We start from the raw sequence: 13,709 nt of genomic DNA, 5'->3' as shown, positions 1-13,709 counted from the left end.
CGAAACAGGGAAAGCCTCTGACCCTCGACAAAACACCCATTCCGGTCTAATGCCTCCGGCATTGCTTTTGCCGGGTTCTCCGGCGTTTTTCCAAAGGTCGATCAAATGAGTGCAGAGCTTAGCCAACCTGTTCCGCGTCCGGGTATTCTGGATATCGCTGCTTATGTTCCCGGCAAGGAACATGTGGACGGTGTTGCGAAGGTTTATAAGCTCTCCTCCAATGAAACGCCGCTTGGGCCCAGCCCGAAAGCCATAGAGGCCTTCGGCACCGCGGCCAGCCATCTGGAAATCTATCCGGACGGACAGGCGATTGCGCTGCGCCAGGCGATTGCCGACGTGCATGGTCTCAACATTGCGAATATCATGTGCGGCAACGGTTCGGACGAGCTGCTCGGCATGCTTTGCCACGTCTATCTGGGCGCGGGCGATGAGGCGATCATCACCGAACATGGTTTCCTCGTCTACAAGATCCAGATCATGGGCGCGGGCGCGACCCCGGTGACGGTGAAGGAAAAGGACTGCGCGGTGGACGTGGATGCGATCCTCGCCGCCGTGACGCCGAAGACGAAGATGGTTTTCGTCGCCAATCCCGGCAATCCCACCGGCACCTATGTTCCCGTTGCGGAAATCCGCCGCCTGCAGGCCAGCCTGCCGAAACATGTCGTGCTGGTGCTGGATGCGGCCTATGCCGAATATGTCCGCAAGAACGACTACGAGGCCGGGCTTGAGCTGGTATCCGGCAACCGCAACGTGGTGATGACCCGCACCTTCTCGAAGGTCTATGGTCTCGCCGCCCTGCGCGTCGGCTGGATGTATGGTCCCGCCGCCATCATCGATGCGCTGAACCGCGTGCGCGGCCCATTCAACATGAGCGCGCCGGCCATTGCTGCCGGTGCCGCTGCGATCCGCGATCAGGCCTTCGTAGAGAAGGCCGTGGCGCATAACGCGCTGTGGATGGAAAAGCTGGTCACGACCTTTACCGGCCTTGGTCTCACCGTCACACCATCCGTCACCAACTTCATCCTCATCCATTTCCCGGATCAGGACGGCAAGCGGGCAACGGATGCCGACGAGTTCCTGAGCCGCCGCGGTTATATTCTGCGTGCAGTGCGCGGTTACGGCTTCCCGAATGCGCTGAGAATGACCGTCGGTTCTGAAGAGGCCAATCTCGGCGTCATCGCTGCTCTTACCGAGTTCATGGGGCAGGCGTGATGGCTGAGATCATGTTTGAACGCATCGCGCTGATTGGCATCGGCCTGATTGGCTCGTCTATTGCCCGCGATATCAGGGAACTGGGTCTTGCCCGCCATGTGACGATTTCCACGCGCAGCGAAGAGACGCTGAAACGGGCGGAAGAACTGGCGCTCGGCACGGATTACAGCGTTTCGGCGGCGGAGGCGGTCAAGGACGCCGATCTCGTCATCGTCTCGGTGCCGGTTGGCGCGTCGGAAAGCGTGGCGCAGCAGATCGCGCCGCATCTGAAACCGGGCGCTATCGTTACCGATGTCGGCTCCACCAAGGCCTCGGTTATCGCGCAGATGGCTCCGCATATGCCTGATAACGTGCATTTCATTCCCGGCCACCCGCTGGCGGGTACGGAAAAATCCGGCCCGGATGCCGGTTTTGCCGGCCTCTTCCGCGACCGCTGGTGCATCTTCACGCCGCTGCCGGGCACGGATGCGGCGGCGCTGGAAAAGCTCAAGGATTTCTGGCGCGCGCTCGGCTCCCGTGTCGATGAAATGGATGCCGAACACCATGACAAGGTTCTGGCGATCGTTTCGCATCTGCCGCACATCATCGCTTACAATATCGTCGGCACGGCGGATGATCTGGAGACGGTGACCGAATCGGAAGTCATCAAATATTCCGCCTCTGGTTTCCGTGACTTCACCCGTCTGGCCGCCTCCGATCCCACCATGTGGCGCGATGTCTGCCTGCACAACAAGGATGCCATCCTTGAAATGCTGGCGCGGTTTTCCGAAGACCTCGCCTCCCTGCAAAGGGCGATCCGCTGGGGAGAGGGCGACAAGCTGTTCGAGTTGTTTTCCCGCACTCGCGCCATCCGCCGCTCTATCGTGCAGGCCGGTCAGGATGTCGATGCGCCGGACTTCGGGCGTCATGCGCTGGATCAGAAGAAGTAAGGCGCATTTCGCTTATAGTCGTGGTGGGATTTGATCCGGCCCATAACGCCCGCCGGCAAAGTGCCAAAGCCTCCCCGTCGTCATCCTCGGGCTTGACCCGAGGATCCACGATCCGACGCGCATGGATCCTCGGGTCAAGCCCGAGGATGACGTCGAGTATAAATCAATCCCTCAGATCGGCGGAATCTTTCCAAGCGGGATAAAGCCGCTGACCGTGGCGCGGCCGCGGTCCACCACGAGATCGACGGACGCCCGGTCACCACCTCCGGCGAGCGCGCCGAGCAGCTTGCGGGCCGTATCGATGGTGGATTGCAGCTGCGGAAAGGCCTGCTTGGCATTATCAGACCATGAGCCGAGCTTTTCGATCTCAAGCTTGAACTGGCCGGAGAGATAGCCCTCATTGTCGAAAGAGAAGGGGCCGCTGATGCGCATGGTGCGGCCCTCGCCAATATCGGCCACCAGGCGGCGAAGCTCGCCGCTTGCGCCATAGAGACCCGACTTGTCGCTGCCATCCACCATGCCTGCCTTGCCCGCGAGCGTGACATCAACGATGGCATCGAGGCGGGGAAGAACCTGCGGCCAGTCCTTGATGACGGTCGCCGAATCGGTGAGCGTGATTGCGCCGTCGAGATCGGCCCCGTTCTGGCGCAGATGCATTTCCGTCTTGACGGCATCAAAATCGATGGTCTGGCCGGTGACCGAGGAAACCGCCTGCGCCTTCAGTCCGTCGATGACGAGCGAGCTGCGGTCAATGCCCTTCAGTTTGGTGACGATGCTGGACTGCATGTTCTTCCAGGCAGCCGAAATCGTCAGGCCGTGGGCGGAACGGATTTCCGCGGGCGAATCGAGTTCCCAGACGATATGGCCGGGATTATAGACCTGCGCCGCCGAGCGAAGTTCGCCGAAGGAAGCGGAAACGCCGTTCTGGCTGTCATCCACCGTCACCTTCGAGCAGAAGAGGCCGATGCGGAAGGGATAACCCTTGAAGGCGATATCGCCGCATTCCCCGCTGACGCTGCGGGCCTGCGAAGGAGAAATGACGTTCAGCACCGTCTGTTTCAGCCTGTCGGCGGCATAAAACCATCCGGCAGTGTAAAGTCCGATGACCACCACAATGGCGATGGCGAGCCAGAGGAATTTTTTGGTCGTGCCGGATTGGCTTGACGCTGCCATATTGATCTCCGATGAACAGACTTCAGGGAATTTTGATTTGGCTTGGGATATGGACGATTTTTGGGTCTTTGGCTACGGTTCGTTGATGTGGAACCCCGGCTTTGCCTTCGAGGAGAGGCAGCAGGCGCGGCTGCACGGTTATCGGCGCTCGCTCTGCATCAGTTCCAACTTCTATAGAGGTACGGAAGAAAAGCCCGGTCTCGTTCTCGGTCTGGAGCGCGGCGGCTCCTGCCTCGGCGTCGCCTTCCGCGTGCGCGGACAAGACCGCGACCCCGTGATGGTCTATCTGCGCGAGCGCGAACTGGTGACCAATGTCTACAAGGAGCGGATGGTTTCCATCGCACTGTCAGATGGCAGGCGCGGCAGCGCCGTGACCTATGTGGCCGACCCCGCGCATGAGCAATATATCGGCGGTCTCGGCGTTGCCGAATCGGCGACCATCGTCGCGGCGGCAACGGGCCGGTCCGGGCCGAATACGGATTATGTCTTCAACACCGTGCAGCATCTGCAGGAGATGGGCATTCGCGACTCACTGCTGGAAAGCATTGCCAAAAATGTCGGCACGCTCGCCGCTCAGCCGGCCGTGGTTTCCTTGCCCTGAAGTTCAGCGATCCGCTTTACGGCAGTCGGCGGCAGCGGCAGGTGGGGATTGTTGCGCACGGTTTCCAGCAGCAATTCGTCGCTCGCCTTTTCCGTCACATCGATCAGACGCTTGAAGAACACATCGGGGTCCAGCCCCGGCTCGATGGCCGGCAGGATACGCACCTTGAAATGGCCGGGATAGCGCATCGTGGAACGGCGCGGCCAGAACAGGCCGGGATGCATGGCAACGGGAATGACCGGCACCTGCAGATCGCGGTAAAGCCGGGCGATACCGTAACGGTATTCAGGCTCGGCGCCCGGCGGGCGGCGCGTGCCTTCGGGATAGATGATGAGTTCGCGGCCGGCGGCCATTTCCTCTTTCGCCCGCTCCATGACCTTCAGCATCACCTTGCCGCGTGCGGCGCGGTTGACCGGTATCATGCGCTGTTTCATCACATACCAGCCGAACAGCGGAATCCACATCAACTCCCGCTTCAGAATGTAAACGGGGTCCGGCAGATTGGGTAGCAGCGCATAGGTATCCCAGAAGGACTGGTGCTTCGGCGCAAAGATGCAGCCGGTCTCGGGAATGTTCTCCAGCCCCTCGATCTCGAAGGTGGTGCCGACGATGGTTTTCATCAGCCAATGGTTGGACCGCGCCCAATTCTTGGGAATTTCGAATGCGATCTTGCGGGGCAGGATGAAATAGATCGGCGTCAGCACGATCATGCGGACAATCAGGTTGAGATAAAACAGCGTATTGAAAAGAAAAGAGCGCAGCTTGAGCATCAACAGCCTTCCCGGGATGCAGCCGTTCCGAAACTTTGAGCGCCTCGATGCCGGATGCCGATGCCAGACGCCTACACGAAAACAAGGGGCCGCAGCAAGGGTGTTCTCGCGGGTCAGGGCGAAGCGGTCGCCACCTTCGGGGTGGAGTGGTCGGCGGCTGCCTTGCGCAGCCCGTCGCCCTTGCCGAAGCCGGTGAGGTCGCGCCCGGCCGCAGCCACGAACTTCAGATATTCGTAGAGCATGGTTCTCACCACATCCGGCTCCACGAACCAGTTGGTGCGGGCGAGATCGGCGCTGATGACGGGATAGGCGATGAATTCCGTCTGCGGGCTGGCGCTGCGCAATTCATGCAGGCTGCGATGCATATGATAATTGTTGGTGACGACGACGATGGAGGAATAGTTGTGGTCACGTATCCAGCTTGCCGCCTCATTGGCGTTGCCGATCGTGTCGATGGCCTTGTAGCCCATATCCACACAGCAGGAGAACATGTCGGATGACCCTTGAGTCATCTTGCGAATCTGCGAGCGGGTGGTGGCGGGGTTGACGCCTGATATCAAAAGCCGCTTGCCCACGCCGTCCCTGAGCAGGCCGACCGCCTGTTCGATACGCTGATAGCCGCCGGTGAGCACAATGATGGCGTCGCCTCTCGCCCCTTCCGGCGGGCGCATGGAGGCGACGGAATCGGCAAACCACAGGAAGCCGCCTGAAAAAACACCAAGAAGAACGACGCAGAGCAGGATGAAGCCGCGAATAAAACGGCGCAAAGGACCACGCCGCGACAACAGGCCCTTTCTGGCCGGCCGCGCCGTCGTCTGATCCTGGTCCATCCGACTCACAAACATTCCTCCTGAATACTCGCCGATTAAGGCAAGGGACAGGCATTTTTGTCCACCGTCTGCAGGTTACATCCGGCCTGTGACGTTTCAGTTTTACCGCAGGAGTCCGGTGGTATCCTCACGACGCGAGGCCGTCACTTTTCGATGGATCGGAGCGGACGCGGTCAATATCATCGATGGTGCGGATAACGGTCATGCGCGCCGTGATGGTGGTGAGAAGCGCGATGATGATCATCGTCATGGCGATGCCGAGATAACCGCCGAGTCCGACCGAAAACGAGCCAAAAAGCGCGCTTGCCTGATCGCTTTGCGGTGTGGCGACCGTGCTCGATTGCCAGAAGCCGGCGACCAGGAACACGGCGGCTGCCAGTGCGCTGCCTGCCGCTGCCCCCTTGAGGCTGATCTTCAGGAAGTGCTTCTGGAATTCGCGCGCCACGAAGCTGCTTTCGGCACCGACGAAATGCAGCACCTCGACAATATGCCGGTTGCCGGAAAGCGCGCCGCGCGTGGCGAACACCACCGTCAGCACCATGGCCGTGAAAACGAGGATGAGGACGCCGACGCCGATCATGACTGTAGTTCTGGCCATGGAGACCAGCCTGTCGACCCAGGTGCGGTGATCATCGAGAAAAGCCTGCGGGATTTCCGCTTTCAGCATATCCCGCATGGCCTGGAAATCGGGCGGATTGCTTTCATCGATGGTGATGACGACGAGACGCGGAATGGGAAGTTCGGAAAGGTCGAGACCGCTGCCGAGCCATGGTTCCAGCAGGCGCGATGTCGCTGCATCGTCGAGGATCGTGCCATCCCGCGTGCCGACAAAGGTGAGCGCCAGATTACGCGCCTTGTTCAGTGCCGCATTCATGTCCAGCCCGTCCTCGGGCTTGATCTGAATGGTAATCTCGCGGGAAATCTGGCTCTGCCAGGTGGCGGCGGTGGCGCGCACCATGGAGACCGCGCCGAGCGTCAGACAGGCAAGGAAGGCCATGATGGCGATCACCACCATCAGCGCATTGCCCTGAATGTTGGAGGGCGGCAGGATGGGCGCCATGGGGCGGATGCGCATGGGCGGGCGCTTCGGCTGCGCGGCTTCCGGTTTCAGCTGTTTGCGGTTGATCTCATTCATAGATATCGAGCCGCCCTTCGGTGAGGATCATCCGGCGCGCATCGATCTGGTCCATCAGGCCAAAATCATGGGTGGCGATGACGACGGCCGTGCCCAGCCGGTTGAGCTCCAGGAAGAGGTTGAGCAGGCGTTTGGCCATGGGCGGATCGACGTTGCCGGTCGGTTCGTCGGCCAGCAATATTTCCGGCTGGTCCATCAGCGCGCGGGCAATGGCGGCGCGCTGCTTTTCCCCGCCGGAAAGAATGGCCGGCAGCACATTGATGCGCTCGCCGAGCCCGACCCATTTCAGAAGCTCGATCACGTCGTTGCGATAGGCGCTCTCTTCCTTGCCGCGCACACGCAGCGGCAGGGCGACATTCTCATAGGTCGTCAGATGATCCAGCAGCCGGAAATCCTGAAACACGATGCCGACACGGCGGCGCAGCATGGGCAGTTCGCTGCGCGGAATGCGCGACACGTCGCGGTTGAACATGCGGATATTGCCGCGCGTCGGCTGCAGCGACATCAAAAGCAGGCGCAGAAGCGTCGTCTTGCCTGCGCCCGACGGGCCGGTCAGAAACTGGAATGACCCCTTGGGAATGTCGAAGGTCATATCCCTCAGGATCTCGGGTCCCATGCCGTAACGCAACCCGACATTTTCGAAATGGATCAACGGACTTCCAGTCTCTTCGTTTCGTGGTGGTTCGCAAGCCGCTGGCGCGTTGGGTTCGGTGTCGGGGGTTAACCCGGATCCGGTGACCCGTGCGAGCCGTTTTTGCGAAGCATTAACCAATTAAATTTAAAACTTGGCAGGATTCGTTGCAATGCCCAGTTTTGCGGGCCGGAAAACCTGACCGGGGAATTCTATGGCTATGTTCCGTTCATCTCGCCGGCAAGCGGCATTCGATTTTGACCTCCTGATGCCGGAAACGCCGGTGCGTCGTTCGGCGCGGGCGGCAAATCCCGACCGCGACGTGGTAGACGCTGAATTTGTCACCATCAAGGAAAACCGTGCGCGCCAGCCCGGAAATGACAATCGTGGCGCAGCGCGCCGGCAGGCGGTAAAGCCGCCCATTACCCTCCCCATGCTGGGCCTCGCCTTCATCGGCTGGGTGGATCGCAGATTGTCGCGCCTTTCGGCGGATGCCTATTCGGCACTGGTGGCCGGCCTCGCTATTTTTGTCTTCGTATGCTCGGGTGGTCTCTCGGTCGTAGTACCGGAAAAGACGGCCGCCGCGGCCCCGGTCAGCCCGCTCGCCATTTCCCATGTTACCGTGACCCCGCAGGAAGCGGGCGGCATGGATATTCTGCTCATCAACGGCATCGTGGAAAACAATGGCGGCAATCTGGAAGAGGTGCCGGCCCTTCGCGCCGATCTCTTCGCCGCCAAGGGGCAGCTGGTGGCCAGCATGGTCATCGAGCCGCCGGTGAAAGAGATGCAGCCCGGTTTCAGCCACGGTTTTTCGGCAAAACTGCGCCATCCCGGTGGAAAAACGCCAGAGATCAAGCTTTCCTTCGTCGAGGCGGGTGCGTCCGAACGCTGACTGTGCTAACGCCTGTCTTCTATTTTTACTGAAAGGTAAAATCGGCAAGGCGCAGCACAGGAGTAAGAATGCCCGTCGTCCGTGGAAAAAATATCGAGCCGCTTTATACCGCCGAGCAGATCGCCGAGCGCAATCGCGACATGGCCAAGCACATTGCCAGCGGCCCGACCAAGGATTTGCTGGTCATTGCCGTGCTCAAGGGATCGTTCATTTTCGCGGCCGATCTTATCCGCGCGCTGCATGACAGCGGCCTTGCGCCCGAAGTCGAATTCATCACGCTGTCGAGCTACGGCACCGGCACGGTTTCGCAGGGCGTGAAGATCGTCAAGGATATCGACAGCGACGTGAAAGACCGTGATGTGCTCCTGATCGACGATATTCTCGAATCCGGCCGCACGCTGCGTTTCGCCAAGGAACTGCTCTATGAGCGCGGCGCGCGCCACGTCACCATCGCCGTGCTGCTCGACAAGAAGGTGAAGCGCAAGGAAGATCTGGAGGCCGACTATGTCGGTTTCGAATGTCCAGATTATTTCGTCGTGGGTTACGGCATGGACGTGGCCTATGCCTTCCGCGAACTGCCTTTCGTCGGCGTCGTGACCGGCGACGCCTGACTACTTCTCCCGTGCCGGAACGGCACAGGGCGGAGACGCCTCATTAACCATTCACCCAGCCAAAGCCTGGGTGTTTACCTCTTGAAAAGAGGAGCCTGCGATGTTGCTCACGGCTGGAAATGATGCCCAGGAGCAATGATTGATGGCGAAGATTCTGATTACCGAAGATGAGGATGCATTGCGGGCTTTTGTCGCCCGCGCCCTGCGTCTCGACGGTCACGAGACCCATGAGGCGGCAGACGGCGAGCAGGGGCTGGAGAAGCTCCAGGAAACCAGTTTCGATCTTCTTCTTTCGGATATCCGCATGCCGGTCATGGATGGCATCGAGCTGGCGCACCGCGCCGCCGAAAGCTTCCCGGCCATGCGCATTTTGTTGATGACCGGTTATGCCGAACAGCGCGAACGCGCCGACGATCTGGCCGAAAAGATTGTCGATGTGGTTTCCAAACCCTTCGCGCTTCCCGATATCCGCAAGGCTGTCGCCCGTGCGCTCGCGGCCTGAGCGAAGGTCATAGAAATTTAAAAAGGGCGGCCGTCGGGCCGCCTTTTTTGTTGACCAGACTTACCCGATGGTCTTTCCGCTTCCACTTCCGTCATCCCGGCCTTGAGCCGGGATCCAGCCAGCCCAAGGACTTGGGCTGAAAAGAGTCGTCTCGCCGCGCAGACGCGCGTCTGCTGGATGCCGGATCAAGTCCGGCATGACCGAGAAACTTTACCCTTTAAAACTGGCTGTACTGGAGCGCACGGAGTAAACCGGGCATGCGCCTCACTTGATATCCAGCAACCGCTCCAGATAACGCCGCTCGATTTCCCCCGGCGGGTTGTTGCCGAGCTTTTCACGGATAGCCTCGAGAATTTCGCGGGCACGCTGCACGTCGATCTCGTCAGGCACCTTCACCTGATCGCCGAAATCCGGGCCGGTGGTGCTGCGCGGACGGCCGAGCGGGTCGCGACCGTTCTGGCCACCCTGTCCGGCCATGCCTTCCTGACCTTGCCCGGGCTGCTGACCCTGCTGGCGCATGGCCTGCATGATCTGGCCCATCATGTCCTGCGCGCCCTGTCGCAGAGCGTTCAGCGCATTGCCCTGGCCTTCGACGGCCTGTTCGCCCTGGCCCTTGCCCAGCGCTTCACCGGCGCCCTGCATTTCCTGCTGCGCCTTGCCGAAGTTTTCGCCCGGTTCCATGCCGAGATCACGAAGACCCTGCTGCAATTCTCCGAGCTGCTTTCCGAGTGCATCCTGCTGCGCCCGCAGGTTTTTCAGTGCTTCGCGCAATTGCTCCGCAGTCATCTGGTCAGACTGTTGCTGCCCACCCTGCTGGCCATTTTCGCCCTGTTGGCCCTGCTGTCCCTGTTGCGGCGGCTGGCCGTTTTCGCCCATCTGCTGCTCGTCTTCGCTTTCGCCGCCCTGCTGCGGGTCGCCGCGCTGCATGCGGTCGCGCAGCGCCTGATCGAGCTTGAAGGTCTCGTCCATCAGCTTCTGCTGCTGCTGCAGGATTTCGCCCAGCTTGTCGATCTGCTGGCGCATCTTGCTGCTCTGCTGCTGCCCCTGCTGGCCCTGACGCTGCGGCCTGCCTGCCTGCAGATTGTTCATCATGCGCTGCAGCTGCGAAAGCATTTCCTGCGCCGCGTCGCGGTTGCCGGAGCGGGCGAGGTTCTCGATCTGGTTCATCATGTTTTCCAGATCGCGCTGGCGCAGCACGTTCTGCGCCTGCTGGTTCATGTTGGCTTGCGGCGCGTTCTGCATGCGCTGCGCAAGCTCGTTCATGAATTGTTGCATCGCTTCCCGCAGTTCCTGCATCAGCTTGGCGACCTCCTCGTCGGAGGCATTGCGCTGCAACGCTTCCGAAAGCGCGGTCTGCGCATCGCGCAGGCGTTTTTCTGCCTGCGAAAGGTCGCCATCCTCGATGCCGAGCGCAATTTCCCAGAGGTAATCCGCTGTATCCTTCAGCATCTCCTCATTATAGGCGAGCCGCATGCGGGTCTGCGCCGATTGCAGCAGGAGATAATGCGTGGTGTTGGGAATGGTCTCTTCCGGGCGCAGGCCCACCGCCTCGTTATAGGCGATGGCCTTCGGCATCTGGCGCGTGTCCAGTGAGAAAATCTGCCGCTGTTCGGCGATGGAGGCCGCCAGCGGTTCGGAGAAGTTACGGCCCGGCAGCACCATTTCATGCGCGGGGCTGCGGCCGGTCTGGCCGGCGCCGTCGGTCGCCACCAGCGTGATGCGCACGCGCTTGCCCGCCATCGGATGTTCGGTCAGGTTGCGGCTGGTCAGGCCCTTGATTTCGCGATTGTTCTGCCGCGGCAGATCGAGCTTGAATTCCGGCGCCGGGTAAAGTGCGGTTGCGCCTTCCGCTACGCCAAGCGGCTCGATGATCGCATGGGCTTCCTTCAGGCCGTAATCGTCTTTGGCCGTGAAGCCCACTTCCAGCGCGCCGTTGACGGCCCGGCGCGGCATGTTGTCGAAGGCGATGCTGGGCGGCTGGTCGGGAATGACGTTGAAGACCCATTGCTCGCCATTGGCGGTAATCATGCCGCTTTCGGTGACATCCATAGCGAAGGTGCGCGGCGCGACGGGCTGATCCGCCGAACGCACCGGCGCCTGAACGGCGACCTCGCCGCTTGCACTGTCGGCGCGCGCCGCTTCCGGTGCAAGCTTCTGCAATGCGCCTGCCATTTCCGGTTCGAAGGTCACCTCCTCGCCGCCATCGCCGCCGGTCATGCGGATCGTCAGCTTGGAGGATTGCGGCACGGAAACCGCGTCGCGGTTGGTTGCGTCACGCCCGGTCAGGAAAATCGGTGCGCGGCCGGTATAAGCGGGCGGCGTGACCCAGGCATCGAGACGAATATCCGGATTGAGCGGACCGACGACCGGCCGGCTGCGGAAAGCATCGGCAACGGTGCCCGCGCCGTTGGAATAGGAAAAACCGAAAGCAGTGACCAGAAGCAGTGCCGGAATGGCGCGCAGCGCCAGTCGGTCATAACGGGCGATATCGGGTTTCGGCAGGCCGGCATTGAGCGCGGCGATGCGCTCCGCCATGCGAATCTGGTGTTCTTTCCAGAGTGTGCGGGAAAATGGTGTGTCAAAGGCAGGTTCGTCTTCCTGCACGCCGACTGGCTGGTGCGCGAGACCGTTCCGATCCTCGAGGAGGCGCGACGCATCATTATCCGTCGGCCATTTCAGCCTGAGGATCGGCAGAAGCGTGGCGATAAAACTGAAAACCAGCACAAAAACGATGCCAAGCCGTAGGAAATCCGGCATGTGCCGGTAAAGGCCGAACCAGGCGAGCGCCAGAAACACGGCGGCGATGGAGAGCGGCCACAGGGTTTTCGGTGCGATTTTCTCGCAGAGCAGCACGATTTTCGCGAAGAAGCGCTTGGCGGCAACCAGACGGGCAAGGTCCGGCCGCTGTGCGAATGCGCCGGTCGGGCGCTTTCTGCCTGTCCTGTCCTCTCCGGTTGTGGTCATCAATCCGTTCTCCCGGTTCTGGCCACGTCAAACGCCATTCCCGGAACGGCGAGCTGCTTGTATCCTGAGGCGCAAGGATAACATTCTTTGTGGCGAAGACGAGGGCAAGCGGATGCTCACCCCCATTTTTTAGGCAACTTCGCTTGATTGTGATCGGTCACGCGGTGCGACAGGCGAAATCAATCGAGCCAGACGGGTACGGAATCGAGAGCGATCAGCTCTTCATAGGTGCCGCGCGGGCGGATGACGTGGAACTTGTCACCCTTCACCAGCACTTCCGGCACCAGCAGGCGCGAATTATACGTGCCGGCCTGCACCGCGCCATAGGCGCCGGCGGAGCTGACGGCGATGAGATCGCCCGGCTGCGGTGCGGCCATCTCGCGGTCCAGCGCCAGGTAGTCACCCGTCTCGCAGACGGGACCGACGATATCGGCCTTGATGCGAGGGGCATCCAGCGCAGGCTGCACCACCGGGCGAATGCCGTGATAGGCTTCGTAAAGCGTGGGGCGGATGAGATCGTTCATCGCGCCGTCGACGATCACGAAGGTCTTTTCGCCGCCATCCTTCACATAGATCACTTCCGTCACCAGAATGCCGGCATTGCCGACAATCAGGCGTCCAGGTTCGGTGATGATCTTGCAGTTGAGGCTCTTCAGTTCATTCTTGACGATATGTGCATAGGCATCCGGCAGCGGCGGCGGGTTGTTGTCGTCGCGGTAGGGAATGCCGAGACCGCCGCCGATGTCGACATGACTGATCGTGTGTCCGTCGGTGCGCAGCGCCTCGACCAGTTCGCGCAGCAGCCGGAAGGCATCCTCGAAAGGCTGCAATTCGGTGATCTGGCTGCCGATATGCATGTCGATGCCGGTGACTTCGATGCCGGGCAGGGTGGCGGCATGGGCATAGACCGCGCGGGCGCGTTCATAGGAGATGCCGAACTTGTTTTCTTTCTTGCCGGTGGAAATCTTGGCGTGGGTGCGCGCATCCACGTCAGGATTGATGCGGAAGGAGACATGCGCCCTTTTGCCGGCCTTGACGGCGCGCAGGTTGAGGACTTCCAGCTCCGGCTCGGATTCGATGTTGAAGCAGTAGATGCCGGCATCCAGCGCGTAATCCATTTCCGCCACGGTCTTGCCGACGCCGGAAAACATGATGCGGCTTGCCGGCACGCCGGCTGCAAGCGCGCGGCGCAATTCGCCACCGGAGACGACGTCGATGCCCGCGCCGAGCTTCGCCAGCGTCTTCAGCACCGCCTGATTGGAATTGGCCTTCATGGCGTAACAGACCATGGCGTCCACATCGGCAAAAGCGCCTGAGAACACCTTGTAGTGGCGCTCCAGCGTCGCGGTCGAATAGACGTAGAAGGGCGTGCCCACCGCCTTGGCGATCTCAGGCACGGGCACGTTTTCGGCGTGCAACACGCCGTCGATATAGCCAAAATGGTTCACGGCTTTTTACC

At 60.9% G+C, this 13,709-nt stretch carries 13 protein-coding genes; 6 read left to right on the top strand and 7 right to left on the bottom strand.

All coding sequences use genetic code 11. The features are described from left to right. Positions 1-105 precede the first annotated feature (105 nt). Complete coding sequence (gene hisC, locus V6R85_RS12075) at positions 106-1,212, top strand: histidinol-phosphate transaminase (RefSeq protein ID WP_003509893.1); 1,107 nt, start codon at positions 106-108, stop codon at positions 1,210-1,212. Continuing rightward, complete coding sequence (locus tag V6R85_RS12070) at positions 1,212-2,141, top strand: prephenate/arogenate dehydrogenase family protein (protein ID WP_111833918.1); 930 nt, start codon at positions 1,212-1,214, stop codon at positions 2,139-2,141. Before hisC ends, V6R85_RS12070 begins: the two co-directional genes overlap by 1 nt. A 171-nt stretch (positions 2,142-2,312) precedes the next feature. Here V6R85_RS12070 and V6R85_RS12065 read toward each other — a convergent pair whose 3' ends face one another. Then, on the bottom strand, positions 2,313-3,314 hold the full coding sequence (locus tag V6R85_RS12065; protein WP_080866936.1) for a DUF2125 domain-containing protein: 1,002 nt from the start codon (positions 3,312-3,314) through the stop codon (positions 2,313-2,315). Positions 3,315-3,363: 49 nt separating this feature from the next. On the opposite strand from V6R85_RS12065, the gene V6R85_RS12060 reads away from it, so the two are divergent. After that, positions 3,364-3,915: a gamma-glutamylcyclotransferase gene (locus tag V6R85_RS12060; RefSeq protein WP_003509900.1), complete on the top strand. Its 552-nt coding sequence runs from the start codon at positions 3,364-3,366 to the stop codon at positions 3,913-3,915. Here V6R85_RS12060 and V6R85_RS12055 read toward each other — a convergent pair. The 4 genes from V6R85_RS12055 to ftsE form a co-directional block, all read right to left on the bottom strand. Beyond that, a complete protein-coding gene (locus V6R85_RS12055) occupies positions 3,888-4,685 on the bottom strand; it encodes a lysophospholipid acyltransferase family protein (RefSeq protein WP_003509902.1) in 798 nt (265 codons plus the stop codon). The genes V6R85_RS12060 and V6R85_RS12055 overlap by 28 nt on opposite strands. 113 nt (positions 4,686-4,798) lie before the next feature. Further along, positions 4,799-5,515, bottom strand: coding sequence for a YdcF family protein (locus V6R85_RS12050; RefSeq protein WP_003509916.1), 717 nt, complete (start codon positions 5,513-5,515; stop codon positions 4,799-4,801). A 127-nt stretch (positions 5,516-5,642) separates the two neighbouring features. Beyond that, positions 5,643-6,650 (bottom strand): cell division protein FtsX, encoded by a 1,008-nt coding sequence (locus V6R85_RS12045; RefSeq protein ID WP_003509918.1) that lies wholly within the window; start codon positions 6,648-6,650, stop codon positions 5,643-5,645. Continuing rightward, a complete protein-coding gene (gene ftsE, locus V6R85_RS12040; RefSeq protein WP_003497447.1) occupies positions 6,643-7,302 on the bottom strand; it encodes a cell division ATP-binding protein FtsE in 660 nt (219 codons plus the stop codon). The genes V6R85_RS12045 and ftsE overlap by 8 nt, the downstream gene beginning before the upstream one ends. Before the next feature lie 199 nt (positions 7,303-7,501). Here ftsE and V6R85_RS12035 point away from each other — a divergent pair, with 199 nt between their 5' ends. The 3 genes from V6R85_RS12035 to V6R85_RS12025 all read left to right on the top strand — a co-directional run bounded on the left by V6R85_RS12035 (position 7,502) and on the right by V6R85_RS12025 (position 9,286). After that, positions 7,502-8,173 carry a DUF3426 domain-containing protein gene (locus V6R85_RS12035; protein WP_065695115.1) on the top strand — a complete coding sequence of 224 codons (672 nt, stop codon included), beginning with the start codon at positions 7,502-7,504 and terminating at the stop codon, positions 8,171-8,173. A gap of 68 nt (positions 8,174-8,241) precedes the next feature. Further along, on the top strand, positions 8,242-8,784 hold the full coding sequence (gene hpt, locus V6R85_RS12030; protein WP_080864771.1) for a hypoxanthine phosphoribosyltransferase: 543 nt from the start codon (positions 8,242-8,244) through the stop codon (positions 8,782-8,784). A gap of 142 nt (positions 8,785-8,926) precedes the next feature. Further along, the gene (locus V6R85_RS12025) at positions 8,927-9,286 is read left to right on the top strand and encodes a response regulator (protein WP_003509924.1); all 360 of its coding nucleotides are present in this window, start codon (positions 8,927-8,929) and stop codon (positions 9,284-9,286) included. A gap of 264 nt (positions 9,287-9,550) precedes the next feature. Here V6R85_RS12025 and V6R85_RS12020 read toward each other — a convergent pair whose 3' ends face one another. Both V6R85_RS12020 and lysA read right to left on the bottom strand, forming a co-directional pair. Continuing rightward, the gene (locus tag V6R85_RS12020) at positions 9,551-12,250 is read right to left on the bottom strand and encodes a TIGR02302 family protein (RefSeq protein WP_111833917.1); all 2,700 of its coding nucleotides are present in this window, start codon (positions 12,248-12,250) and stop codon (positions 9,551-9,553) included. A 179-nt stretch (positions 12,251-12,429) separates the two neighbouring features. Next, a complete protein-coding gene (lysA, locus tag V6R85_RS12015) occupies positions 12,430-13,698 on the bottom strand; it encodes a diaminopimelate decarboxylase (RefSeq protein WP_111833916.1) in 1,269 nt (422 codons plus the stop codon). Positions 13,699-13,709 lie beyond the last annotated feature (11 nt).

The organism is Agrobacterium sp. CCNWLW32 (genome assembly GCF_037083425.1).
GTDB lineage: Bacteria > Pseudomonadota > Alphaproteobacteria > Rhizobiales > Rhizobiaceae > Agrobacterium > Agrobacterium radiobacter.
Note: the sequence above shows the minus strand (reverse complement) of the source record. Positions and strands in the feature narration are given on the sequence as shown.

Coding starts and splice junctions, on each gene's coding strand:
- V6R85_RS12070 (WP_111833918.1), top strand. CDS start 1,212: ATGGCTGAGATCATGTTTGAACGCATCGCGCTGATTGGCATCGGCCTG.
- V6R85_RS12055 (WP_003509902.1), bottom strand. CDS start 4,685: ATGCTCAAGCTGCGCTCTTTTCTTTTCAATACGCTGTTTTATCTCAAC.
- V6R85_RS12050 (WP_003509916.1), bottom strand. CDS start 5,515: ATGGACCAGGATCAGACGACGGCGCGGCCGGCCAGAAAGGGCCTGTTG.
- V6R85_RS12020 (WP_111833917.1), bottom strand. CDS start 12,250: ATGACCACAACCGGAGAGGACAGGACAGGCAGAAAGCGCCCGACCGGC.
- V6R85_RS12035 (WP_065695115.1), top strand. CDS start 7,502: ATGTTCCGTTCATCTCGCCGGCAAGCGGCATTCGATTTTGACCTCCTG.
- V6R85_RS12045 (WP_003509918.1), bottom strand. CDS start 6,650: ATGAATGAGATCAACCGCAAACAGCTGAAACCGGAAGCCGCGCAGCCG.
- hisC (WP_003509893.1), top strand. CDS start 106: ATGAGTGCAGAGCTTAGCCAACCTGTTCCGCGTCCGGGTATTCTGGAT.
- V6R85_RS12025 (WP_003509924.1), top strand. CDS start 8,927: ATGGCGAAGATTCTGATTACCGAAGATGAGGATGCATTGCGGGCTTTT.
- hpt (WP_080864771.1), top strand. CDS start 8,242: ATGCCCGTCGTCCGTGGAAAAAATATCGAGCCGCTTTATACCGCCGAG.
- V6R85_RS12065 (WP_080866936.1), bottom strand. CDS start 3,314: ATGGCAGCGTCAAGCCAATCCGGCACGACCAAAAAATTCCTCTGGCTC.
- V6R85_RS12060 (WP_003509900.1), top strand. CDS start 3,364: ATGGACGATTTTTGGGTCTTTGGCTACGGTTCGTTGATGTGGAACCCC.